A 21897-nucleotide genomic window follows, 5' to 3' on the forward strand; every position below is an offset into this window, starting at 1 on the left:
ACGTCACGTAAAATGGCTGATACCCCTCACCTGGCTCTCTGGGAGGGCACATGACCCGCATATCGGTGAAGGTGGACGGCACCACATACGAGGACGAGGTCGAACCCCGTCTCCTCCTGGTCCACTACCTGCGAGACCGCCTGGGCCTGACCGGCACCCCGATTGGCTGCGACACCTCCAATTGCGGGGCATGCACGGTCGACCTCGACGGGGAGAGCGTCAAGAGCTGCTCAGTACTCGCCGTCCAGGCCGACGGGAGCGAAGTGACCACGGTCCAGGGCCTGGCCCAGGACGGGGAGTGGCACAGCCTGCAGAAGGCGTTCCACGATCGGCACGCGCTGCAGTGCGGCTACTGCACCCCCGGGATGATCATGGCGGCCCGGGATCTGCTCCGCGAGAACCCCGAGCCGGGTCCCCAGGACGTCCGGGAGGCCCTGGAGGGCAACCTCTGCCGGTGCACCGGCTACCAGAACATCGTGCGCGCGGTCCTCGCCGCCTCCGGGCAGGAGGCCACCCGATGAGCGACCAGGTCGTCGAGCGTGAGGTCGGCCGCTCCCGCCCCCGCAAGGAAGACGCCCGTCTCGTCACAGGCCAGACCAACTGGACGGACAACATCAACGTCAGCGGGCTGCTGCACATGGCGATCCTGCGCAGCCCCATGGCACACGCCCGGATCGACCGGGTGGACGTCTCAGCCGCACGCGAGCGGCCCGGTGTCGTGGCCGCCTTCAGCGGACGCGATCTCGCCGAGGGCCTCGGCTCGCTGCCCTGCGCCTGGCCGGTCACCGAGGACATCGTCCTGCCCGACCACCCGCCGATCGCGGTCGACGAGGTGCGGTTCGCGGGCGATCCGGTGGCCGTGGTCGTGGCTCGCGACCGGTACGCGGCCGCCGACGCGCTGGAAGCCATCGAGGTCGACTACGAGCCCCTGCCCCCGGTGCTCGACCTGGAGGCCGCCCTCGCCGAGGACGCCCCGCTGGTCCACGCGGACAAGGGCACGAACCGCTGCTACGTCTGGCCCCTGGCCACCGGCGAGAGCTTCGACACGGTCCGGGAGCGGGCCGATGTCGTCCTCAAGCGCCGATACCTCCAGCAGCGGCTCATCCCCAACGCCATGGAGCCGCGCGCGGTGGTCGTCACGCCACTCGCCGCCTCCGGCGAGTACACCCTCTACTCGTCCACCCAGATACCGCACATCCTGCGGATCATGCTCTCCATGGTCACCGGCGTCCCCGAGCACAAGCTCCGGGTCATCGCCCCGGACGTGGGCGGCGGCTTCGGCTCCAAGCTCCAGGTGTACGGCGAGGAGGCCCTCGCTCTCACCGTGGCGCAACGGCTGGGCCGCCCGGTGAAGTGGACCGAGTCGCGCTCCGAGGGCTATCTCGCGACCCATCACGGCCGCGGCATGATCCAGGACATCGAGATCGCGGCCACGCGCGAGGGCAAACTGCTCGGCCTCAAGGTCGACCTCCTCGCCGACATGGGCGCCTATCTGATGCTCGTCACGCCGGGCATCCCGATCCTCGGTGCGTTCATGTATCCGGCGATCTACAAGATGGAGGCGTACGACTTCACCTGCACCGGGGTCTTCACGACCAAGACGCCCACGGATGCCTACCGCGGCGCCGGACGCCCCGAGGCGACATTCGCCATCGAACGGATCATGGACGAACTGGCCGTCGAACTCAGCCTGGATCCCGTCGAGTTGAGGCGCCGCAACTGGATCGGGCACGAAGAATTCCCGTACACGTCCATCGCGGGTCTGACATACGACAGCGGCAACTACGAGGCCGCCACGGACAAGGCACTCGCACTCTTCGGATACGACGAGCTGCGCTCCGAGCAGCAGAAGCGCAATGAGCGCGGTGACGTCGTACGCCTGGGCATCGGTGTGTCCACGTACACCGAGATGTGCGGGCTCGCGCCGAGCCGGGTGCTGCGGGATCTGCGGTACGCGGCCGGCGGCTGGGAGGCGGCGAGCATCCGCATGCTGCCGACCGGCAAGGTCGAGGTGGTCACCGGCACCAGCCCGCACGGGCAGGGGCATGTGACCTGCTGGAGCCAGATCGCCGCCGACGTACTGGGGGTGCCCTTCGAGGACGTCGAAGTGGTGCACGGCGACACCAGGGCGGCACCGCAGGGCATGGACACCTACGGCTCGCGGTCGCTGGTCGTCGGCGGGGCGGCCGTCCATCACGCCGCCCAGAAGGTGGTGGAGAAGGCACGGAAGGTGGCCGCGCACCTCCTCGAAGCCAACGAGCACGACCTGGAGTTCACCCACGGCGTCTTCTCCGTGAAGGGCTCGCCCGAGGCGCGCAAGTCCATCCAGGAGATCGCCTTCGAGACGTTCTCCTCGCACGACCTGCCCGACGGCATGGAACCCACCATCAACGCCGAGCACCTGGTCGACCCGGAGAACTTCTCCTACCCGCACGGCACCCATCTGTGTGCCGTCGAGATCGACACCGAGACCGGACGGACCACCATCCGCAAGTACGTCTGTGTCGACGACGTCGGCCGTGTCATCAACCCGATGATCGTCGAGGGACAGGTGCACGGCGGGGTCGCACAGGGCATCGCACAGGCCCTGTACGAGGAGGCGGTGTACGACGACGAGGGCAACCTGGTGTCGGGCACGATGGCCGACTATCTCGTGCCCTCGGCCGCCGATCTGCCTGAGTTCGTGACGGACCGGACGGAGACGCCGGCCACCTCGAATCCCTTGGGAGCCAAGGGTGTCGGCGAGGCGGGGACGATCGCTTCCACGCCTGCGGTCGTCAACGCGATCGTGGACGCGCTGCGCCCGCTGGGGGTGACCGAGGTGGCGATGCCCTGTACGCCACAGCGGGTCTGGGAGGCCCTTCAGTCCGCTCAGTCCGTGAAGGAGGCGTCGGCATGATTCCCCCGGCATTCGAGTACGCGAGGCCCTCAAGCGTCGAGGAGGCCGTGCGCACCCTCGCGGACGCGGGCGAGGACGCGAAGGTGCTGGCCGGCGGGCAGAGCCTGCTGCCGCTGCTCCGACTGCGGCTCGCCTTTCCCGAACTCGTCGTGGACGTCGGCCGGATCCCGGAGCTGCGCGGGATCCGCGAGGACGAGGGGACGCTGATCATCGGCGCGATGACCTCGCACCACGACGTCATCCGCGACCCCCGGGTACGCCGTCACGCAGGTCTGCTGGCCGCGGCCACGGCCACGGTCGCCGATCCCGCCGTACGCCATCGCGGCACCCTCGGCGGAGCGCTCGCGCACGCCGATCCGGCCGGTGACCTGCCCGCCGTGATCCTCGCGCTCGACGCGACACTGATCGCGGTGGGACCGCAGGGGCGGCGCGCCATCCCGGCCCGCGAATTCTTCGTCGACTATCTGCAGACCGCGCTGCGGCCGGACGAACTGCTGGTGGAGGTGGAGATCCCGACGACCGACGACTGGGGGTTCCACTACGAGAAGTTCCAGCGGGTGGCGCAGGCCTGGGCGGTCGTCGGTGTGGCGGCGCTCGTGCGACGCGACAACGGGCAGATCGCCGAGGCACGGATCGGGCTGACGAACATGGGCTCGACACCACTGCGGGCCGGGGCGACCGAAGAGGCGCTCGTGGGTGCCTCGGCGGAGGGTGTGGTGCGGCGGGCCGCCGAGGAAGCGGCGGACGGCACGCACCCGTCGTCCGATCCATCGGCCTCGCCCGAATACCGCGCGCACCTCGCCCGGGTGCTCACGCGGCGGGCGGTCCTGTCCGCCGCCGGGATGGGGTGAGGAGCCCATCACCGGCGTGGTCATGGACGGCTTGAGCGGCCCTGAGGAGGTGCGGGCCCGCCTGGAGAAGACGGGGTATCTCGTCGACGACGGGCTGGCCGTGGCCTGCTTCCTGGCGCTGCGGCTGCACCGGCCGATCTTCTGCGAGGGCGACGCGGGCGTGGGCAAGACCGCGCTCGCGTCCGCCCTCGCCGAGGCAACCGGCGCCCCGCTGATCCGGCTGCAGTGCTACGAGGGCATCGACGCGTCCCAGGCCCTGTACGACTGGGACTTCCCGCGCCAGCTCCTGCACCTGCGGGCCGCCGAGGCGGCGGGCATCACCGACGCCGACCGGCTCGAAGGGGAGCTGTACGACCGGCGGTTCCTCATCACGCGGCCCCTCCTCCAGGCTCTGGAGACCCAGCCGTCGGTGCTGCTGGTCGACGAAGTCGACCGCGCGGACGACGAGTTCGAGGCGTTCCTGCTGGAGCTGCTGTCGGAGTACGCGGTCACCATCCCCGAACTGGGCACACTGCGAGCCGAGTTGCCGCCGATCGTCGTCCTCACCTCCAACCGCACCCGCGAGGTGCACGACGCGCTGAAGCGACGCTGTCTCTACCACTGGTTCGACCATCCCGAGTTCGCCCGCGAACTCGCCATCGTGAGAAGGAGGTTGCCGGAGGTGACCGCCAGGCTCGCCGAGCAGGTCACCGCGCTCGTCCAGGCCCTGCGCGCCGAGGACCTGCTCAAGCCGCCCGGGGTCGCGGAGACGATCGACTGGGCGGAGGCCCTGCACGCGCTGGGCGCGACCGAGGTGGATGCCGAACTGGCGGTGGCCACGCTGGGATCGGTGCTGAAGTACCGGGAGGACGCGGAGCGGGCCCGCGGGCTCGATCTGTCGGCGATCCTCGCGGCGCGAGGGGTGTGAAAGGTGATGGGCGTCGATGCGTCCGCCGTGGTCGTCGGTTTCGCTCGGGCGCTGCGCGCGGCCGGTGTCGACGCGGGGCCCGACCGTGTCCAGGCCTTCCTCGGCGCGCTCGCCCTCCTCGAACCGGGCCTGCGCTCCGACGTGTACTGGGCCGGGCGGCTCACACTGTGCGGTAGCCGGGACGATCTGGAGCGGTACGAGCGGGTCTTCGCCGCGTACTTCGGCGCGCAGGGCGACGGGGTGCCGAAGGGGGCTACTCCCGCGCCCCGGCTGCGCCTGGTCGTCCGCGATCCCGGTTCCGCTCCGCGCACGGCGACGCGGGCCGCGGAGGACGGCGTACCGACACCGGTGCTGGCCGACTCCACCGACGTACTGCGCCACCGGGACTTCGCCGGGCTCACGGCGGCCGAGCGGGAGCAACTGCGGCGGCTGCTGGCCGCGTTCCGCCTGCGCGGTGAGGTGCGGCGCTCCGCGCGGCGGCATCCGGCGCGGCGGGGGAGCGTGGATCCGCGACGTACCGTACGGGAGTTGCTGCGGCGGGGCGGTGAGCCGGCCCGCCTACGGCGGCACGCCCGGGCCGAGCGCCCGCGCCGGGTCGTACTGCTCGTGGATGTGAGCGGCTCGATGGCCCCGTACGCGGACGCGCTGCTGCGATTCGCGCACGCGGCCTCGCACGGCACCACTACGGAGGTGTTCACGATCGGCACGCGGCTGACCCGGGTGACCCGCGAGCTCGCCCACCGCGACCCCGACACGGCCATGGCGGCACTCTCGGCGGCGGTCCCGGACTGGCGCGGCGGCACCCGGCTCGGCGAGATGCTGCGGGCCTTCCTGGACCGCTGGGGCCGCCGGGGCATGGCGCGCGGCGCGGTCGTGGTGCTGCTCTCGGACGGCTGGGAGCGTGGCGATCCTGCCCTGCTCGCGGCCCAGATGCGACGCTTGCACCGGCTCGCGCACCGGGTGATCTGGGCCAATCCGCGCAAGGCCCGCCCCGGTTACGCACCCTTGGCCGCGGGAATGGCGGCTGCGTTGCCGAGCGTGGACGCGTTCGTCGAAGGGCACAGTCTGGCCGCGCTGGAGCGTCTGGCGGCGGTGGTGAGAGGAGCGGACCCTTGAAGAGAACCGGACGCTTGAAGAAAACCGGACCCTTCAGGAGTAGCGGATCCTTGAGAGGGACCTCGAGAGACGCACCCTGTGGTGAAGGGAGCGAGCGATGCGTGAGATCCTCCCTGCGCTGAACCGGTGGTACGCGGCGGGGACCCCGTTCGGGCTCGCCACGGTGGTCGCGGTCAGCCGCAGCGCGCCCCGCGACCCGGGAGCGGCCATGGCCGTGGGCCCCGACGACGAGGTCGTGGGCAGTGTCTCCGGCGGCTGCGTGGAGGGCGCGGTCTTCGAGCTGGCGCAGGAGGTGGTGGAGTCCGGCGAGGCACGCCTGGAGACGTTCGGGTACAGCGACGAGGACGCGTTCGCCGTCGGCCTCACCTGCGGCGGCGAGATCACGCTGCTCGTGCGCCGGGTGTCCCCCGCCGACGACCCGTCCTTCGGGGCGGTGGCCGAATCGGTCGCCGCGGGCCGCCCGGTGACCGTGACGACGGTGATCGACGGACCGGCGCCGCGCGGAGCCACCCTCGCCGTATGGCCGGACGCGGAGTCGGGGCCTTCCGACGGGGTGGCGGGCTCGCTCGGTTCGGTCGGACTGGACGTGGCCGTCACCGCCGACGCGCGCGGCGAACTGGCCCAGGGCGCCACGATCCGGCGGCACTACGGCCCGAACGGCGAGCGCCGCGAGGACGCGGTCACCGTCTTCCTCAACTCCTTCGCGCCACCGCCCCGCATGCTGGTCTTCGGCGCGATCGACTACGCGGCAGCGGTGGCCCGCATCGGCGCCTTCCTCGGCTACCGGGTCACGGTGTGCGACGCCCGCCCCGTCTTCGCCACACCGAAACGGTTCCCGGAGGGCGTGGAGGTGGTCGTCGACTGGCCGCACCGCTATCTGAGCGGTACGACGACCGACGCGCGCACGGTGATCTGTGTCCTCACCCATGACCCGAAGTTCGACGTGCCGCTGCTCGAGGAGGCACTGCGCCACCCGGCCGCGTACATCGGGGCGATGGGCAGCCGTCGTACCCACGACGACCGGATGAAGCGGCTGACCGACGCCGGTCTGTCGGAGCCCGAACTGTCCCGGCTGCGCTCCCCCGTCGGGCTCGACCTCGGGGCCCGTACGCCCGAGGAGGTGGCCGTGTCCGTCGCCGCGGAGATCGTCGCGCTGCGGTGGGGCGGCAGCGGGACACCCCTGACAGCGACGGGCGGGGCGATTCATCCGAGGTAGCTCGCGATAGCTCGATGTAGCTCGATCCAGGAGGAAGCGATGGATCTGCACCACGAGTTCACGGTCCCCGTCCCGGTCCAGGACGCCTGGCGGGTGCTCCTCGACATCGAGCGGGTGGCTCCCTGCATGCCCGGTGCGACGGTGGAGGAGTACGACGGCAAGACCGTGACCGGATCCGTGAAGGTGAAGGTCGGCCCAATCACGGTGACCTACCGGGGCACCGCCGTCTTCGAGGAGCAGGACGAGGCCGCGCACCGGATGGTGCTGATCGCGAGCGGCAAGGAGACCCGCGGCCAGGGCACGGCGCGGGCCACCGTCACGGGCACCCTGAGCGAACACGACGGCGGCACGGCCGTGTCGGTGCGGACCGATCTGACGGTGACGGGGCGTCCGGCGCAGTTCGGGCGCGGGGTCATGGCGGAGGTGGGCGACAAGCTGGTCGGACAGTTCGCGGACTGTCTGTCCGAGCGGCTCCACGAGACCACTCTGTCGGTGCGTTCGGAGCCCGAGCCGGAAGCGATCGACCTGCTGCGGACGGTCGGTCCATCCGTCGCCAAGCGGGTGGCGGGTGTGGTGGCGGCCGTCGCGGCAGCACTGGTGTTCTTGCGCATACGCCGACGTCGGCGCCGTTGATCCGCCACCCGCCTCGGCGTCGATCAACGACTCCTGGATCCCGGCGTGCGCGGCGGCAGCCGGTGCAGTGTCACGTCGGCGAGCCGCCCGTCGGTCACGGTCGCGGTCATGTAGGTGCAGTGGGGCTGACGGCGGCGGTCGGTCGGGGAGCCGGGGTTGAGGAGGCGCAGGCCGGTCGGTGTGGTCGTGTCCCAGGGGATGTGGCTGTGGCCGAAGACGAGGACGTCGAGGTCGGGGAAGCGCTCGGCGCAGCGGCGCTCGCGGCCCTCGGCGGCGCCGGTCTCGTGGACGACTCCGAAGCGCAGGCCGCCCAGGTCGGCGTGGGCGACCTCGGGGAGGCGGGTGCGCAGTGCCGGGCCGTCGTTGTTGCCGTACACGCCGACGACCCGGCGGGAGCGGTCCTCCAGCAGATCGAGCGTGGCGGTGTCCACCCAGTCGCCCGCGTGGATGACGACGTCGGCGAGCGGGAGTTCGGCGAGGAGCGGGTCGGGTAGCTCCTTGGCGCGCTGCGGGAGGTGGGTGTCGGACATCAGCAGGAGACGCACACGCTCAGGGTGTCACTCCGGGACGTTCTCGCCGGGGTGCCGCTCCAGCGCGACCTCGCTCCACACCTGCTTCCCGCCGCTCACCGGCACCGTCCCCCAAGCGGCCGACATGGCCTCGACGAGGAGGATGCCGCGTCCGCCGGTGGCCTCCCAGCCGATGCTGGTGGGCTTCACGGGCGTACGCGGTGAGTTGTCGGTGACCGCGATCCGCAGTCGGCTGTTGATGAGGGTGAGGTCGAGCCTGACCTGGCCGTCGGTGTGCACGAGGGCGTTGGTGACGAGTTCGGAGACGACGAGGAGTACGGTGTCCGCCTCTTCGGCCACGCCCCAGGCGCGCAGGGTGCGCCGGGTGAAGCGGCGAGCGTGCCGGACCGCCTCGGGGACACGCCACACGGTCCAGCCCTCCCGCCGCGGGCGCAGCGCCATGCCGTCGTAGCGCAGCAGGAGGAGGGCCACGTCGTCGCTGCGGTTGGCGCCCGCGAGCAGTCCGTCGGCGACGACTCCGAGATGGGCGGGGTCGGAGGCGGACAGCTCTTCGGCGAGCCGGTTCAGGCCGTCCTCGATGTCGACCTCGACGGACTCGACGAGACCGTCCGTGGTCAGGGCGATGACGGTGCCGGGCTGGAGCCGCAGCGGGCTCATGGGGAATTCGGTCTGGGTGACGACGCCGAGCGGCGGGCCGCCCTCGGACCAGGCGATCTCCGTGCCGCCGTCCGGGTGACGCAGCACCGGTGGGAGGTGACCGGCGCGGACGAACCAGGCGGTGTCCTCCTCCATGTCCACGTCGACGTAGCAGCAGGTGGCGAAGAGGTCGGTCTCCAGGTCCATGAGGAGACGGTTGGCGTGCGAGACCACCACGTCCGGGGGGTGGCCCTCGATGGCGTACGCACGGAGCGCTGTGCGCATCTGGCCCATGAGGGTCGCGGCCGAGGCGTTGTGTCCCTGGACGTCGCCGATGACGAGGGCGACGTGGTTGTCGGGCAGCGGGATCACGTCGTACCAGTCGCCGCCGACCTCCAGGCCCGCCGTGGTGGGCAGATAGCGGGCGACGGCGACCGCGCCGGGCAGCCGGGGCAGCCGGCGGGGCAGCAGGCTGCGCTGGAGCATGCCGATCAGCTCGTGTTCGGCGTCGAAGGCGTGGGCGCGCATCAGGGCCTGGCCCGCGAGGCCCGCGGCCGCGGTGAGCAGGGCGCGCTCGTCGGGGCCGAACTCGTGCGGGGTGTCCCAGCCGATGAGGCAGGCACCGGCCATGCGTCCGCCGGCGGGCAGCGGCAGCACGGCGAGGCCGCCGGGGCCCACGTCGGCGAGCGCGGGTTCCAGGTCCGCTCCGGCGGGCCAGATCGCGGCGCGCCCCTCGCTCAGGGCCGCCGCGAGCGTGGGCATGGAGCGTACGGGCGCGTCGGGCCACTCCGAACGCCACTCGGAGCGCCACACATCGGGCCAGGCCTCCGGCTCGGGCGGGTCGAGGACAGTGACGACGAGGCGGTCCCCCTCCAGCTCGGCGAGGGCGATCCGGTCGGCCTGGAGGGGTCCGCGCAGGGCGGCGACCACGGCGCTGCCGACGTCACGGACGGTGCCCGCGGTGGCCAGGGACGCGGCGAGCCGCTGGACGCGGGCCACGTCGTTGACGCCGGGGCGCAGCGAGGAGGCGTCGGCGACGGTGCCCATGAGCCGCGCCGGGCGGCCCTTTCCGCCGGGCACGAGGCGTCCGCGCAGCCGCAGCCACTTCTGCTCGCCGGAGGGCTGGAGGATCCGGAACTCCAGCTCCCGGTCGCCGATGGACATGTGGTCCGGCTCGACCACGGACATCAGCGAGGGCAGGTCCTCCGGCACGGTCAGCGACAGCAGTGTTTCCACCTTGCCGTCGAATTCGGCCGGGCTCAGGCCGAACAGGTCCAGTATCTCGTCGTCGACCTCGACGTGCCCGGTGTCCATGGCGAGGCTGAAGGAGCTGGCGGGCAGGTCGGGCGCCTCGGCCGCCGCGGCGGGGGGCGGGCTGACGACGGCCTCGGCGAGCAGGCCCAGGCATTCGCGGTCCTCGGCGTCGAAGCCGCCCGGGTGCTCGCTGACGGCGACCAGGCAGCCGCCGTCCCGCAGCGGCAGCAAGGCCAGGGAGAAGTCCTGGGCCGGCAGCCGCCGGGCGTCGGCGCAGCGGCCCAGCTCCTCCGGGCCGAGCCACCGCGGCTCGCCCGTTCGGTGGGCGTCCGCCGCGGGAGACCCACCGGAGAGGGGATAGCTGTCGCGCAGCCCGTAGAGCGTCCTCGGCACGCCCGCCGACTCGGCCAGGCACAGCTCGGCGCCGCTCTCCGTCGGCGCGTACAGCGCGGCGAGGGTGGCGCCGGTGAAGACGAGGGCCAGTTCGAGGACGCGGCGCAGCCGCTCGCGCGGGTCCAGGTCCGCGGTGAGCGTCTTGAGGGCAAGCTCGGCACGCAGCGTTCTCTTTCTGCGTCCCGCTGCGCCCTCACTGACCACGTCCGTCATTACAGCGCTTTCGGGACGCTCGCGCAGCCCCTGTGACCGTTCCGAGCCCGTCGGGCCTGCGACGGAGCCCGGCCGCGCGAAGGAATTCGGACATGTCCTTACGCATGCGTTCCGCACGGTGATCTGGTGACAGGCGTGGCCGGCCGCGCCGCGCTTCGACCCGGGGTGCATGGGTTCGGGCGAGCGGGGTACTCGCGGCCCTCGCCCGCAGGCGCCGCTCGCCGTGCGGGAAGAGGCTCCAGGAGAGAGCCTTGACCCCGGAGACCTTTCGCGCCGCCCCGCGAGGAGGTGGTCGGCGTGCCCGACTGGCAGGGGGCCGTGCAGGCGCCGGCATCCGCCAATCCACCGGTGGGACGGCCACTGCTGTCGCTGACGCTGGCCGCGATGATGGACGACGTGCACGCCCACTCCGGCGCGGTGTATCTGCTGGCGCCCGACGAGCCGGTCCTGGAGATGGCGGTCATGGCGGGGCTGCCCAGGGCCTTCGCCGCACCGTGGGAGCGGGTGGGGCTCAGCGCGCCGATCCCGGTCGCCGAGGCGGTACGCGAACGGCGGCTGATCTGGGTCAGCGGCGAGGAGCAGATGGCCCTCCGCTATCCCCGGATCGCCGTGGTGCTCCCCTATCCCTTCGCGCTGGCCGCGCTCCCGGTGGCGACCGCGAACGCGGCGTACGGCTCCGTGTTCGTGACCTGGCCCGGCTCGCATCCACCGGAGCTGTCCGACTGGGAACGCGACCATCTCACCGCGGCCTGCGACCGGCTCGCACTGCGCCTCGAGCGGGCGGCCGAGGAGCACCGTCCGGTCCACCCCGAGCCGGATCTGCTCGCGCCGGCCGCCGCGACCGCGCCGGGCACGCTCGGCACGATGGAGGCGGCGCGCATGGTGGCGCGGCTGCCCTACGGGCTGTGCGCGCTGGATCTGCACGGGCGGGTCAGCTTCGCCAACGCGGCGACGACCGAGCTGCTCGGCATCCCGGTGAGCGGCCTGCTGGGCAGCCAGTTGTGGACGGCCGTGCCCTGGCTGAACGACCCGATCTACGAGGACCGCTACCGTGCCGCGCTGTTCAGCCAGCATGTGACGTCCTTCGTGGCGCTGCGGCCGCCCGGCGACTGGCTGTCGTTCCGTCTGTATCCCAGTACGACCGGGCTGAGTGTGCGCATCTCCCAGGCCCGGGCGGTGTCCGAGATGACCCGTGCGGAACCGCAGCACAGCGACGACGCCACCCCGCGACTGGTGACCATCACCCAGCTGCTGAGCCTGGCGAGCGCGCTCACGCAGGCGGCGGGCGTGCAGGACGTGGTGCAGCTGGTCGCGGACGAGATCGCGCCCGCCGTCGGCAGCCAGGCCCTGGTCGTTCTCGGGACGCAGGCCGGGCGTCTGCACGTGCTCGGCCATCATGGGTACCCGGACGCGCACGTCGTGGAGCGTTTCGACGGGCTGCCGCTCAGCGCGCAGACCCCGGGTGCGCAGGCGCTGAAGAGCGGTGTTCCCGCCTTCTTCGACTCCCGTCAGCAGCTGGAGCGCCTCTATCCGTCCCGGAACGCGACACCGGACGGCATGGCCGCGTGGGCGTATCTGCCGCTCATCGCGTCCGGGCGTCCGGTGGGCACCTGTGTCCTCTCGTACGCGGAGCCGCACGTCTTCCCGGCGGACGAGCGTGCCGTCCTGACGAGTCTGAGCGGTCTGATCGCGCAGGCCCTGGAACGGGCGCTCCTCTACGACGCCAAGCACCAGCTGGCACACGGTCTGCAGGCCGCACTGCTGCCGCACTCCCTGCCGTCGCTGCCCCTGATCGAGGCGGCCGCCCGCTATCTCCCCGCCACACAGGGCATGGACATCGGCGGGGACTTCTACGACCTGGTGCCCACGCACGGCGGAGCCGCGGCCGTGATCGGTGACGTGCAGGGCCACAACGTCACGGCGGCGGGCCTGATGGGGCAGCTGCGCACGGCTGTCCGCGCGTACACGACCGTCGGTCAGGCCCCGGAAGAGGTCATGCGGAGCACCAACCGGCTGTTGTTCGATCTGGGCACCGAGCTGTTCGCCAGCTGTCTCTATATGCGTCTCGACCCCGAGCGCGAGGTGGCCGTCATGGCGCGCGCGGGCCATCCGCCGCCCCTGCTGCGGCGGCCGGACGGCAAGGTGCGCGTACTCGACCTGGCCGGCGGTCCGCTGCTCGGGATCGACGCCTCCGCCACGTATCCGACGACCGAGGTCCCGCTCGCCCCGGGTTCCGTCCTCGCCCTCTACACCGACGGCCTGATCGAGTCGCCGGGCGTCGACATCGAGGACGCCCTCGCCGATCTCGGGCGGCGGCTCGCCGAGACGGGCGACCAGCCGCTGGACGCGCTGGCCGACAGCCTCGTACGGCACGGCGCAACGGCCTCGCAGGAGCGGCTCGACGATGTCGCGCTGCTTCTGCTGCGGGCGCGGGCACACGAGTGAGCGGCGCCCGTACGAGGAGCGGCGCCCGTACCTGATGCGGTGTCCGTACGTAGAGCGGTGCCCGTGCCCGGTGCGATGTCCGTACGCAGAGCAGTGCCCGTACGCAGAGCGGTCCGGCCCTCCCGCCGGAGGGCCGGACGCTTCCACTGCCGACCGGGACCGCTGTTCCGCGGCCGGGTCAGCGGCTCCTGGTCAGCGGCGTCAGGGGGTGGTGGTCACCAGGCCCGAGCCGTCGTCCATGCCGGTGCCGGACTGGTCGCCCGCGGCTCCGGTCTGGTCACCTGCGCCGGCCGGGTCGCTCGCGCCGGCGCTGGGGTCCGCCGCACCGGCTCCGGCGTCGCCCGCCGGGTCACTGGCACTCGCGCTCGGGTCTGCCGCGCCCGCTCCGGCGTCACCCGCTCCCGCTCCGGCGTCGCCCGCTCCCAGCGTCGCGCCCACCGCTGCCAGCGCGGTCGTGACCGGCTGGAAGAAGGTCTCGCCGCCGCTGGTGCAGTCGCCGCTGCCGCCCGAGGTCAGGCCGATCGCGCTGCCGTCCTGGGTGAACAGGGAGCCGCCGCTGTCGCCCGGTTCGGCGCAGACGTCGGTCTGGATGAGACCGGTGACCGTGCCCTCCGGGTAGTTGACGGTCGCGTCGAGGCCGAGGACGTTGCCGTTGTTCAGGCCCGTGGTGCTGCCCATGCGGAAGACCTGCTGGCCCACGGTGGCGTCGGCGGCCTGGTTGATCGTGACGGTCTGGCCGTTGCCGACGTTGACCACGCTGTTGGTCTGCGTGTTCGGGTCGTCGTACTTGACGAGAGCGAAGTCGCCGTCGCCGGGGAAGGTGGCCTGGTCGACGGTGGCGATCGGCGCGCCGTCCTGCGCGTCCGACCATTGGGCGGCGGCGACACCGCAGTGGCCCGCGGTGAGGAAGGCGGGGCTGCCGTCGCCCGCGGTGACGTTGAAGCCGAGCGAGCAGCGGGCGCCGCCGCCGAAGATGGCGTCGCCGCCGTCGACGAAGGTCTTGAAGGTGCCCGCGGACTTCTTGATGGTCGCCACGTCCGAGCCGAGGCCCTGGACCGTCGACTCCAGCGTGTCCCACTTGGTGCCCGTGACGGTGGAGTCGGCGGTGACGCGGATCTCGTTGGTCTTCGGGTCGACGGACCATGCCGTGCCCGGGATCGTCGCGTCGGTCTTCAGCGTCTTGGCGGCCGTCTGGAGCGTGGAGGTGCTGTTCTGCACCTGGTTGGCGACGGCGCCGGCCTTCTCGATCTGGTTGACGACGTTGCTGTTTTCACCGACGACGTTGATGACGAGTTGCTTCTTGCCGGCGTCGTAGTACGACCCGGCGAAGGCGTCACCCAGCTGGGAGGCGAGCTGCGAGGCCACGCCCGAGACATCGGTCGCCTTGAACGTCTTCGGGGTGGCGTCGTCCGAGTTCGTCTGTGACGCGTTGGCATTGGGCAGCAGAAGTGCCGCCGCTCCCAGCGCCGCCACGCTTCCCGCCGCGAGAGCGGCCTTGCGCTTGGGTATCCGTTTGTGACTCAACTCTTGACCTCCTGGGGACGGGGTCCGTTGCCGCCGTCCGGCAGCTGACTGGGGGGCGCCTGGATGCCTGTTGATACGCGTGAGCCGCGTGGGTTGTTCAACTGCCTTTAAGAAAGGCAGGAGTTACGCAGGCCAAAGGCGTGGATTGCGAGGCAATCGGGCCTTTGTGCCGAGACAACGGGGGAACGGCTTTCCGCGGTGCAGGCGGGGCACAATGCCCCGTATGACGCTGAACCTCGCCGAAGCCGACAAGATCCTCGCCGCCCACTTCGCCACCTGGGTTCTCGACCTGGGGCTGACCGTCGAGGAGTTGGGTGACCACCGCGCCGTCCTGCGGCTTCCGTGGTCCGCGCATCTCGCCCGGGAGGGCGGCTCCCTGTCGGGTCAGGCCCTGATGGCCGCCGCCGACACGGCGACCGTGATCGCGGTGTCGGCGGCACGCGGCGCCTTCGTCCCGATGACGACGGTCCAGCAGTCCACCAGCTTCCAACGGGCCGTCACCGACGCGGACGTGCTGATCGAGGCGGTCCTCACGAAACTCGGCCGCAGGATGGCCTTCGCCGACATCATGATGACCGCCGAGGGGTCGCCGGAGATCGCGGCGCGGGCGAGCACGGTGTACGCGCTTCTGGGCTGAACGCGCGCCGCTCCGGCCCGAACGGCACAGTCCGCTACCGATCAGTAACGGTCCGTCTTCGAGCAAGAACGGAATCCCGGGCTTCAGTGAATCTGCACATCGAATACGCAAGCAAGCCACCGCGCGCGACGGATCTGCACAGTCGCGCGCCCCTCTCCGTGCCATTGAGGCGGGACTGTCCCATTCGATCCCGGGGCGGCAAGAGCCCGCACGAACCGATGCTGCGCAGCATGTGAAGAACTCGCCATCGAGACGTGCGCAGGCCTGCACGGTTGGACGGCCGAGGTGCTCAAGTTCGCAGGTGAGAGCCGTGGTTGATTGGATACACGCCACGCCGGCGTGCTTTGATCCGTTGCACCGCGAGGGTCGCACCAAGGCTTCCGGAAACGGAGGCCGCACGCTCGCGGTGGCGGCCGTCATCTGTCCCCAGAGGGGGCCGCTCCCCCTTATGAATACCCATACGAAGGGAAGTTCCATCATGAACTCCACCCCCCGTGTTGAGACCGCCGAGATCTCGGACGCCGACCTCGACAACGTCTCCGGCGGCCTGGCCCTGAACGCCGTTGGCAGCGTCACGGACCTCGTGGACTCGGTTGCCCCGGTCTCCAGCCTCCTGGGCACGGGCGTCAGCACCGTCGAGGGTGTGACCGGCCTGAACACCGCCCCGGTCACCGGCCTGGTTGCCGGTCTCTGATCGCATTTCATGCCGCTGAGTCCCGGAACCGCCCCCCGGTTCCGGGACTCTCGGGTGCCGTAAATCTCTCGAACAGGTGAGGGAAGTCCCGTGCAGTTCCGCCAACAGGCCCTCGCCAAGCTGCAGTCGCCCGAAGAGCTCGACCTTCCGGTGCGCTTCGCCCGCCCCCAGGGCTGGCTCGTCCTGTCCGTGACGGTCGTCGTCATGGCAGCGGCGTCCGTCTGGGCCGTGACGGGCACCGTGGCGTCCACGGTCAGCGCGCCCGCCATCCTCACGCACGGGGAGGGCAGTTACGTGTTGCAGAGCCCGGTCGCCGGGCAGGTCACCGCGGTCCTGGCCAAGGAGGGCGAGCGGCTCGCCGCCAACGCCCCCGTGCTGCAAGTCCGTACGGCACAAGGCCAAACGACCGTCGTCCGGACGGTCGCCGCGGGCCGTATCACCGCGCTCGCCGCCACCATCGGCGCGATCATCTCGACCGGCGCGAACGTCGCGGCCGTGGAGAAGGTCGCGCATGCCGGCGATCCGCTGTACGCGACGGTGTACGTCCCCGCCGAGAACGCCGCCACGATTCCCGCGAACGCCGCGGTCGACCTCACCGTCCAGTCGGTGCCGACCCAGCAGTACGGGGTGCTGCGCGGCCATGTGAAGGCGGTCGACCGGAGCGTGCAGACTCAGGCGCAGATCGCCTCCTTCCTCGGTGACAGCCAGCTGGGCGAGCAGTTCACCAAGAAGGGCAGGCCGGTGGCCGTCCTGGTGCGCCTCGACCGTTCGTCCGGCACGAAGAGCGGCCTCAAGTGGTCCTCGGCGGACGGGCCGCCGTACGCGCTCACCTCCATGACCCTGGCCACGGGTTCGATCCGCCTGGCCGATCAGCGCCCCGTCGATTGGCTCCTGCCGTGACCACCGCACAAGACACCCGGGGCAGACGGCGCGCCACCCCGCCGAAGCGCTCGGTCCCCAAGAGCAGGGCGAAGACCGTCCGCACCCCCACCGTGCTCCAGATGGAGGCCGTGGAGTGCGGCGCCGCCTCCCTCGCCATGGTGCTCGGGCACTTCGGGCGGCACATCCCTCTCGAAGAGCTGCGCATCGCGTGCGGTGTCTCCCGGGACGGCTCGCGCGCCAGCAACCTGCTGAAGGCGGCCCGCAGTTACGGCCTCACGGCCAAGGGCATGCAGATGGACACGGCCGCGCTCGCCGGGGTGAAGGCGCCCGCGATCCTGTTCTGGGAGTTCAACCACTACGTCGTGTACGACGGTATGGGGCGCCGCTTCGGACGCCGCGGTGTGCACATCAACGACCCCGGCAAGGGCCGCCGTTTCGTACCGATGGAGGACTTCGACACCAGCTTCACCGGTGTCGTCCTGGTCATGGAGCCGGGTGCGGACTTCCGCAAGGGCGGCCGCAAGCCGGGTGTGCTGGGTGCCATGCCGGCCCGGCTGCGCGGGACGTCGGGCACCATGCCCGCGGCCGTCCTGGCGAGCCTGCTGCTGGTGGTGGTCGGTGCGGCGGTGCCCGCGCTCAGCCGGACGTACATCGACACGTATCTGATCGGTGGCCAGACCTCCCTGCTCGGCGTGCTGTTCGCGTCGATGGGGGCATCGGTGCTGCTCACGGTGGTGCTGACCTGGTTGCAGCAGGCGAATCTGCTGCGCGGCCGCATCATCTCCTCGACGCTCAGCAGCGCCCGCTTCCTGCGGCATCTGCTGCGGCTGCCGGTCACCTTCTTCTCCCAGCGCAGCCCGGCCGACCTGGTGCAGCGGCTCCAGTCGAACGACGCGGTGGCCGAGACCCTGGCCCGCGACCTCGCGGCGGCCGGTGTGGACGCGATCGTGGTCGTGCTCTACGCGGTGCTGCTCTACACCTACGATCCGCAGCTCACGGCCGTGGGCATCGGCGTCGCGCTGCTCAACGTGGTCGCGATGCGGGTGGTGATCCGGCTGCGCGCCACCCGTACGGCGAAACTGCGCGCGGACAGCGCCCGGCTGACCAACACCGCCTATTCCGGGCTCCAGTTGATCGAGACGATGAAGGCCACGGGCGGCGAGGACGGCTACTTCCGCAAGTGGGCCGGGCAGCACGCCACCACGCTGGAGGAACAGCAGCGCCTCGGTGTGCCGAGCGCCTGGCTGGGCGTGGTCGCGCCGACGCTCGCGACGCTCAACTCCGCGCTGATTCTCTGGATCGGCGGTATGCGAGCGGTCGAGGGCCATATCTCCGTCGGTCTCCTCGTCGCCTTCCAGGCCCTTGTCACCCGCTTCACCGCGCCGATCACCCGCCTCAACGGCGTCGCGGGCCGCATCCAGGACTTCGCGGCCGACGTGGCCCGCCTCAAGGACGTCGAGAACTTCCAGGCGGACCCGCTCTACGCCCGCTCCGGCACCGGCGAGTCCACCCGCCGCCTGCAGGGCCATGTCGAGCTGGAGAACATCACGTTCGGCTACAGCCCGCTCGACAAGCCCCTGCTGACCGGCTTCTCGCTGACGGTCGGTCCGGGCCAGCAGGTCGCGCTGGTGGGCGGCTCGGGAAGCGGCAAGTCCACGGTCTCCCGGCTGATTTCGGGGCTGTACGCCCCTTGGGAAGGCACGATCCGCATCGACGGGCAGCGCCTGGAGGACATCCCGCGCGGCGCGCTCGCGGCCTCCGTCTCCTTCGTCGACCAGGACGTCTTCCTCTTCGAGGGGACGGTCCGGGACAACATCGCGCTCTGGGACCCGTCGATCCCGGACGACGCCATCATCGCGGCGCTGGAGGACGCGGCACTGTACGACGTGGTGATGCGTCGCCCCGGCGGTATCCAGAGCCGGGTCGAGCAGGACGGGCGCAACTTCTCCGGCGGCCAGCGGCAACGCCTGGAGATCGCACGGGCATTGGTGCGACGCCCCAGCATCCTGGTCCTCGACGAGGTGACCAGCGCGCTGGACGCGGAGACCGAGCAGACCGTCATCGACAACCTGCGCAAGCGCGGCTGCGCCTGTGTGGTGATCGCGCACCGGCTCAGCACCGTGCGCGACAGCGACGAGATCGTCGTACTTCAGCACGGCACGATCGTGGAACGCGGGCGGCACGACGCCCTGGTGGCGGCCGGCGGTCCGTACGCCGAGCTGGTCAAGGAGCGATGAGATGACCACGGTTCACGAGGGTGTTCACGAGGGCGACGTCGTCCTGGGCGCACTCGGCGGCATGGGCACGCCCATCGACTGCTCCGGGCTCAACCGCCTCGACCTCGAAGGCCCGCAGGTCCTGTGGCTCGTCGCGGCGGGTGCCATGGACCTGTTCGCGGTGGACGCCGTCCAGCAGGGCCACTGGCACCACCTCGGCCGCCTCGAAGCGGGCTCTCTGCTGCTCGGCCCGGTCGCGGGCCCCCAGCACACGCTGGTCGGGCGGCCGTTGCGCGACTGCGTCGTGCACCGGATCGTGCTGCGCGAGCTGTACCAGCCCGTCGACACGCAGACCTGGTCGTACGACGAGTACGGCAACGCCCAGTACGTACCGCCGACTTCGAGCCCGCTGGAGTACGCCCTCGCCCTGGGCGTCGGCCGCAGCCTGTCCATCCTCTTCCAGGCGCCGATGGCCACGGAGAACGCCGCCGCGCTCACGGATGACGACGTCTTCTGGATGCAGGTGCCGCCCGGGAGTGTGCAGTACGGCTCCCTGTACGGCGCCGAAGCCGCGGCCGACCTGCTGATGGACTCCGGTGTCTGGCAGAGCATGGTCGACCAGGAGTACCGCCTCCTGACCACGCTCGACCGCTGGATCGAGCAGCTGGAGGCCCGCCACGAGGACCGTACGGCGGCGGGCATCAAGGCGGGCGAGGCCGTCCGCGCCCAGGCCGACCGGACGCTGCTCGCCTCCATCGGCAAGTCGTCGGCGAAGCGCCCGACCGCCGCCGACGCGGACGCCACGTACGCGGCCTGCAAGCTGGTCGCCCGCACGGCCGGGATCACCCTCGCGGAGTCCGCGCAGAGCGGCACCGAGAGCGACCGGCTCGACCCGGTGGAGCGGATCGCGCTCTCCTCGCGCGTCCGCACCCGTGCTGTACGCCTCGACGGGCGCTGGTGGCGGGACAACATCGGCCCCCTGGTGGGCCACCGTGCCGTGTCGGGCAGCCCGGTGGCGCTGCTGTGGCGACGCGGCGGATATGTGGCCGTGCAGCCGTCCTCCGGGCGCGAGACGCCGGTCGAGAAGGCCAACGCGGCGGAGTTCGCGCCGCGGGCCGTGATGTTCTACCGGCCGCTGCCCGAGCGGAGCCTGAGCCCGCTGCGGCTGCTGCGGTTCTGCCTCCAGGGCACCGGTGGCGATGTGCGCAACCTCGCGATCAGCGGCCTGGTGACCGTCGCGATCGGCGCTCTGGTGCCGATCGCCACCGGCAAGGTGCTCGGCGAGTACGTGCCGAAGGCCCAGCACGGTCTCATCGTGCAGGTCTGTCTGGCCCTCATGGTCACCAGCATCGTGTCGGCGGCCTTCATGCTGTTGCAGAACCTCACGATCCTGCGGATGGAGGGGCGGGTCGAGGCCACGCTCCAGCCGGCCGTGTGGGACCGGCTGTTGCGACTGCCGACGAAGTTCTTCACCTCGCGCTCCACCGGTGAACTGGCCAGTGCCGCCATGGGCATCAGCGCGATCCGCCGCCTCCTCGCGGGCGTCGGTCCGACACTCGCGCAGGCGGGCACGGTCGGTGCGATGAACCTGGGGCTGCTGTTCTGGTACAGCGTCCCCATGGCGCTGGCCGCGATCGGCATGCTCGTCGTCATCGCGGCCGTGTTCCTGGGGCTCGGCCTGTGGCAGGTGCGCTGGCAGCGTCGTCTGGTCGTGCTCAGCAACAAGCTCAACAACCAGGCGTTCCAGACCCTGCGCGGCCTGCCCAAGCTGCGGGTCGCCGCGGCCGAGAACTACGCGTACGCCGCCTGGGCGGGTGAGTTCGCGCGCAGCCGTGAGCTCCAGCAGAAGGTGGGCCGGATCAAGAACCTCACCACGGTGATGGGCGCGGTGTATCTGCCGCTGTGCTCCCTGCTGATGTTCATGCTGCTGGCGGGCCCGGCGCGCGGCTCACTGTCGGCCGCCGCCTTCCTCACCTTCAACACGTCGATGACGATGCTGCTGACCTCGGTCACCTCGATCACCGGCGCGTTCGTCTCGGCGGCGGCCGCGCTGCCGATGTTCGAGGAGATCAAGCCGGTGCTGGACGCCGCGCCCGAGGTGCGCGTGGCGAGCACCCGCCCGGGTGTCCTCTCCGGTGGCATCGAAGCCCGCAGGCTCTCCTTCCGGTACGCCGACGACGGCCCACTGGTCCTCGACGACGTGTCGTTCGACATCAGGCCGGGCGAGTTCGTGGCCATCGTCGGCCCCAGCGGCTGCGGCAAGTCCACGCTGCTGCGGCTGCTCATCGGCTTCGACAAGCCCGTCTCGGGCAGTGTGCTCTACGACGGCCAGGATCTGGCGGCCCTCGACCAGTCCGCCGTACGCCGCCAGTGCGGCGTGGTGCTCCAGCACGCGCAGCCGTTCACCGGCTCGATCCTGGACTGCATCTGCGGCACCGAGCCCTTCACTGCCGAGGAGGCGATGGCGGCGGCCGAGATGGCGGGCCTGGCCGAGGACATCAAGCGCATGCCGATGGGGCTGCACACGATCGTTTCCGGCAGCGGCGCGGTCTCCGGCGGTCAGCGGCAGCGTCTGATGATCGCCCAGGCGCTGATCCGCCGTCCGCGCATCCTCTTCTTCGACGAGGCGACCAGCGCCCTGGACAACGAGACCCAGCGCACGGTCATCGAGAGCACCCGGGCGCTCAACGCCACCCGGGTCGTGATCGCGCACCGCCTGTCCACCGTCATGGACGCGGACCGCGTCATCGTGATGGAGGACGGCCGGGTCGCCCAGCAGGGCCCGCCCGCACAGCTCCTCGCGGACACCAGTGGGCGGCTGCACGAGTTGGTGCGGCGCCAGATGCAGTGA

16 protein-coding genes are annotated in these 21897 nt (G+C 71.3%); 13 read left to right on the top strand and 3 right to left on the bottom strand.

The window, feature by feature from the left end; genetic code table 11:
- Window positions 1–50 precede the first annotated feature (50 nt).
- The 7 genes from ACZ4WS_RS30250 (at window position 51) to ACZ4WS_RS30280 (ending at window position 7622) form a co-directional block, all read left to right on the top strand.
- On the top strand, window positions 51–521 hold the full coding sequence (locus tag ACZ4WS_RS30250) for a (2Fe-2S)-binding protein (protein WP_467985399.1): 471 nt from the start codon (window positions 51–53) through the stop codon (window positions 519–521).
- The gene (locus ACZ4WS_RS30255) at window positions 518–2899 is read left to right on the top strand and encodes a xanthine dehydrogenase family protein molybdopterin-binding subunit (RefSeq protein WP_467985401.1); all 2382 of its coding nucleotides are present in this window, start codon (window positions 518–520) and stop codon (window positions 2897–2899) included. Before ACZ4WS_RS30250 ends, ACZ4WS_RS30255 begins: the two co-directional genes overlap by 4 nt.
- Window positions 2896–3750, top strand: a complete 855-nt coding sequence (locus tag ACZ4WS_RS30260; protein ID WP_467985403.1) for an FAD binding domain-containing protein — start codon at window positions 2896–2898, stop codon at window positions 3748–3750. The genes ACZ4WS_RS30255 and ACZ4WS_RS30260 overlap by 4 nt, the downstream gene beginning before the upstream one ends.
- Window positions 3751–3772: 22 nt before the next feature.
- Window positions 3773–4657: an AAA family ATPase gene (locus tag ACZ4WS_RS30265; RefSeq protein ID WP_467985405.1), complete on the top strand. Its 885-nt coding sequence runs from the start codon at window positions 3773–3775 to the stop codon at window positions 4655–4657.
- Between the two features lie 3 nt (window positions 4658–4660).
- A complete protein-coding gene (locus ACZ4WS_RS30270; protein ID WP_467985407.1) occupies window positions 4661–5773 on the top strand; it encodes a vWA domain-containing protein in 1113 nt (370 codons plus the stop codon).
- Window positions 5774–5870: 97 nt separating this feature from the next.
- Window positions 5871–6989, top strand: coding sequence for an XdhC family protein (locus ACZ4WS_RS30275; RefSeq protein ID WP_467985408.1), 1119 nt, complete (start codon window positions 5871–5873; stop codon window positions 6987–6989).
- A 39-nt stretch (window positions 6990–7028) separates the two neighbouring features.
- Complete coding sequence (locus ACZ4WS_RS30280; RefSeq protein ID WP_467985410.1) at window positions 7029–7622, top strand: SRPBCC family protein; 594 nt, start codon at window positions 7029–7031, stop codon at window positions 7620–7622.
- A 23-nt stretch (window positions 7623–7645) separates the two neighbouring features.
- Here ACZ4WS_RS30280 and ACZ4WS_RS30285 read toward each other — a convergent pair whose 3' ends face one another.
- Window positions 7646–8167, bottom strand: a complete 522-nt coding sequence (locus ACZ4WS_RS30285; RefSeq protein WP_467985411.1) for a metallophosphoesterase family protein — start codon at window positions 8165–8167, stop codon at window positions 7646–7648.
- Window positions 8168–8179: 12 nt separating this feature from the next.
- On the bottom strand, window positions 8180–10648 hold the full coding sequence (locus tag ACZ4WS_RS30290; RefSeq protein ID WP_467985413.1) for a SpoIIE family protein phosphatase: 2469 nt from the start codon (window positions 10646–10648) through the stop codon (window positions 8180–8182).
- 288 nt (window positions 10649–10936) lie between these two features.
- Here ACZ4WS_RS30290 and ACZ4WS_RS30295 point away from each other — a divergent pair, with 288 nt between their 5' ends.
- Window positions 10937–13093 carry a SpoIIE family protein phosphatase gene (locus tag ACZ4WS_RS30295; RefSeq protein WP_467985415.1) on the top strand — a complete coding sequence of 719 codons (2157 nt, stop codon included), beginning with the start codon at window positions 10937–10939 and terminating at the stop codon, window positions 13091–13093.
- Window positions 13094–13294: 201 nt separating this feature from the next.
- On the opposite strand, the gene ACZ4WS_RS30300 is transcribed toward ACZ4WS_RS30295, so the two are convergent.
- Window positions 13295–14617 (bottom strand): S1 family peptidase, encoded by a 1323-nt coding sequence (locus ACZ4WS_RS30300; protein WP_467985416.1) that lies wholly within the window; start codon window positions 14615–14617, stop codon window positions 13295–13297.
- Window positions 14618–14840: 223 nt separating this feature from the next.
- Here ACZ4WS_RS30300 and ACZ4WS_RS30305 point away from each other — a divergent pair, with 223 nt between their 5' ends.
- The 5 genes from ACZ4WS_RS30305 (at window position 14841) to ACZ4WS_RS30325 (ending at window position 21897) form a co-directional block, all read left to right on the top strand.
- Entirely contained in the window at window positions 14841–15254 is a 414-nt protein-coding gene (locus ACZ4WS_RS30305) for a PaaI family thioesterase (protein ID WP_467985418.1), read from the top strand.
- 478 nt (window positions 15255–15732) lie between these two features.
- Complete coding sequence (locus tag ACZ4WS_RS30310; RefSeq protein WP_467985419.1) at window positions 15733–15948, top strand: type A2 lantipeptide; 216 nt, start codon at window positions 15733–15735, stop codon at window positions 15946–15948.
- Between the two features lie 90 nt (window positions 15949–16038).
- The gene (locus tag ACZ4WS_RS30315; protein WP_467985421.1) at window positions 16039–16848 is read left to right on the top strand and encodes a hypothetical protein; all 810 of its coding nucleotides are present in this window, start codon (window positions 16039–16041) and stop codon (window positions 16846–16848) included.
- Window positions 16845–19067 (top strand): NHLP family bacteriocin export ABC transporter peptidase/permease/ATPase subunit, encoded by a 2223-nt coding sequence (locus ACZ4WS_RS30320; RefSeq protein WP_467985423.1) that lies wholly within the window; start codon window positions 16845–16847, stop codon window positions 19065–19067. Before ACZ4WS_RS30315 ends, ACZ4WS_RS30320 begins: the two co-directional genes overlap by 4 nt.
- 1 nt (window position 19068) lies before the next feature.
- Complete coding sequence (locus ACZ4WS_RS30325; RefSeq protein ID WP_467985424.1) at window positions 19069–21897, top strand: NHLP bacteriocin export ABC transporter permease/ATPase subunit; 2829 nt, start codon at window positions 19069–19071, stop codon at window positions 21895–21897.

The sequence above is a fragment of the Streptomyces sp. NPDC029292 genome (genome assembly GCF_055569295.1).

Coding starts and splice junctions, on each gene's coding strand:
- ACZ4WS_RS30305 (WP_467985418.1), top strand. CDS start 14,841: ATGACGCTGAACCTCGCCGAAGCCGACAAGATCCTCGCCGCCCACTTC.
- ACZ4WS_RS30250 (WP_467985399.1), top strand. CDS start 51: ATGACCCGCATATCGGTGAAGGTGGACGGCACCACATACGAGGACGAG.
- ACZ4WS_RS30325 (WP_467985424.1), top strand. CDS start 19,069: ATGACCACGGTTCACGAGGGTGTTCACGAGGGCGACGTCGTCCTGGGC.
- ACZ4WS_RS30290 (WP_467985413.1), bottom strand. CDS start 10,648: ATGACGGACGTGGTCAGTGAGGGCGCAGCGGGACGCAGAAAGAGAACG.
- ACZ4WS_RS30265 (WP_467985405.1), top strand. CDS start 3,773: ATGGACGGCTTGAGCGGCCCTGAGGAGGTGCGGGCCCGCCTGGAGAAG.
- ACZ4WS_RS30275 (WP_467985408.1), top strand. CDS start 5,871: ATGCGTGAGATCCTCCCTGCGCTGAACCGGTGGTACGCGGCGGGGACC.
- ACZ4WS_RS30260 (WP_467985403.1), top strand. CDS start 2,896: ATGATTCCCCCGGCATTCGAGTACGCGAGGCCCTCAAGCGTCGAGGAG.
- ACZ4WS_RS30255 (WP_467985401.1), top strand. CDS start 518: ATGAGCGACCAGGTCGTCGAGCGTGAGGTCGGCCGCTCCCGCCCCCGC.
- ACZ4WS_RS30280 (WP_467985410.1), top strand. CDS start 7,029: ATGGATCTGCACCACGAGTTCACGGTCCCCGTCCCGGTCCAGGACGCC.
- ACZ4WS_RS30310 (WP_467985419.1), top strand. CDS start 15,733: ATGAACTCCACCCCCCGTGTTGAGACCGCCGAGATCTCGGACGCCGAC.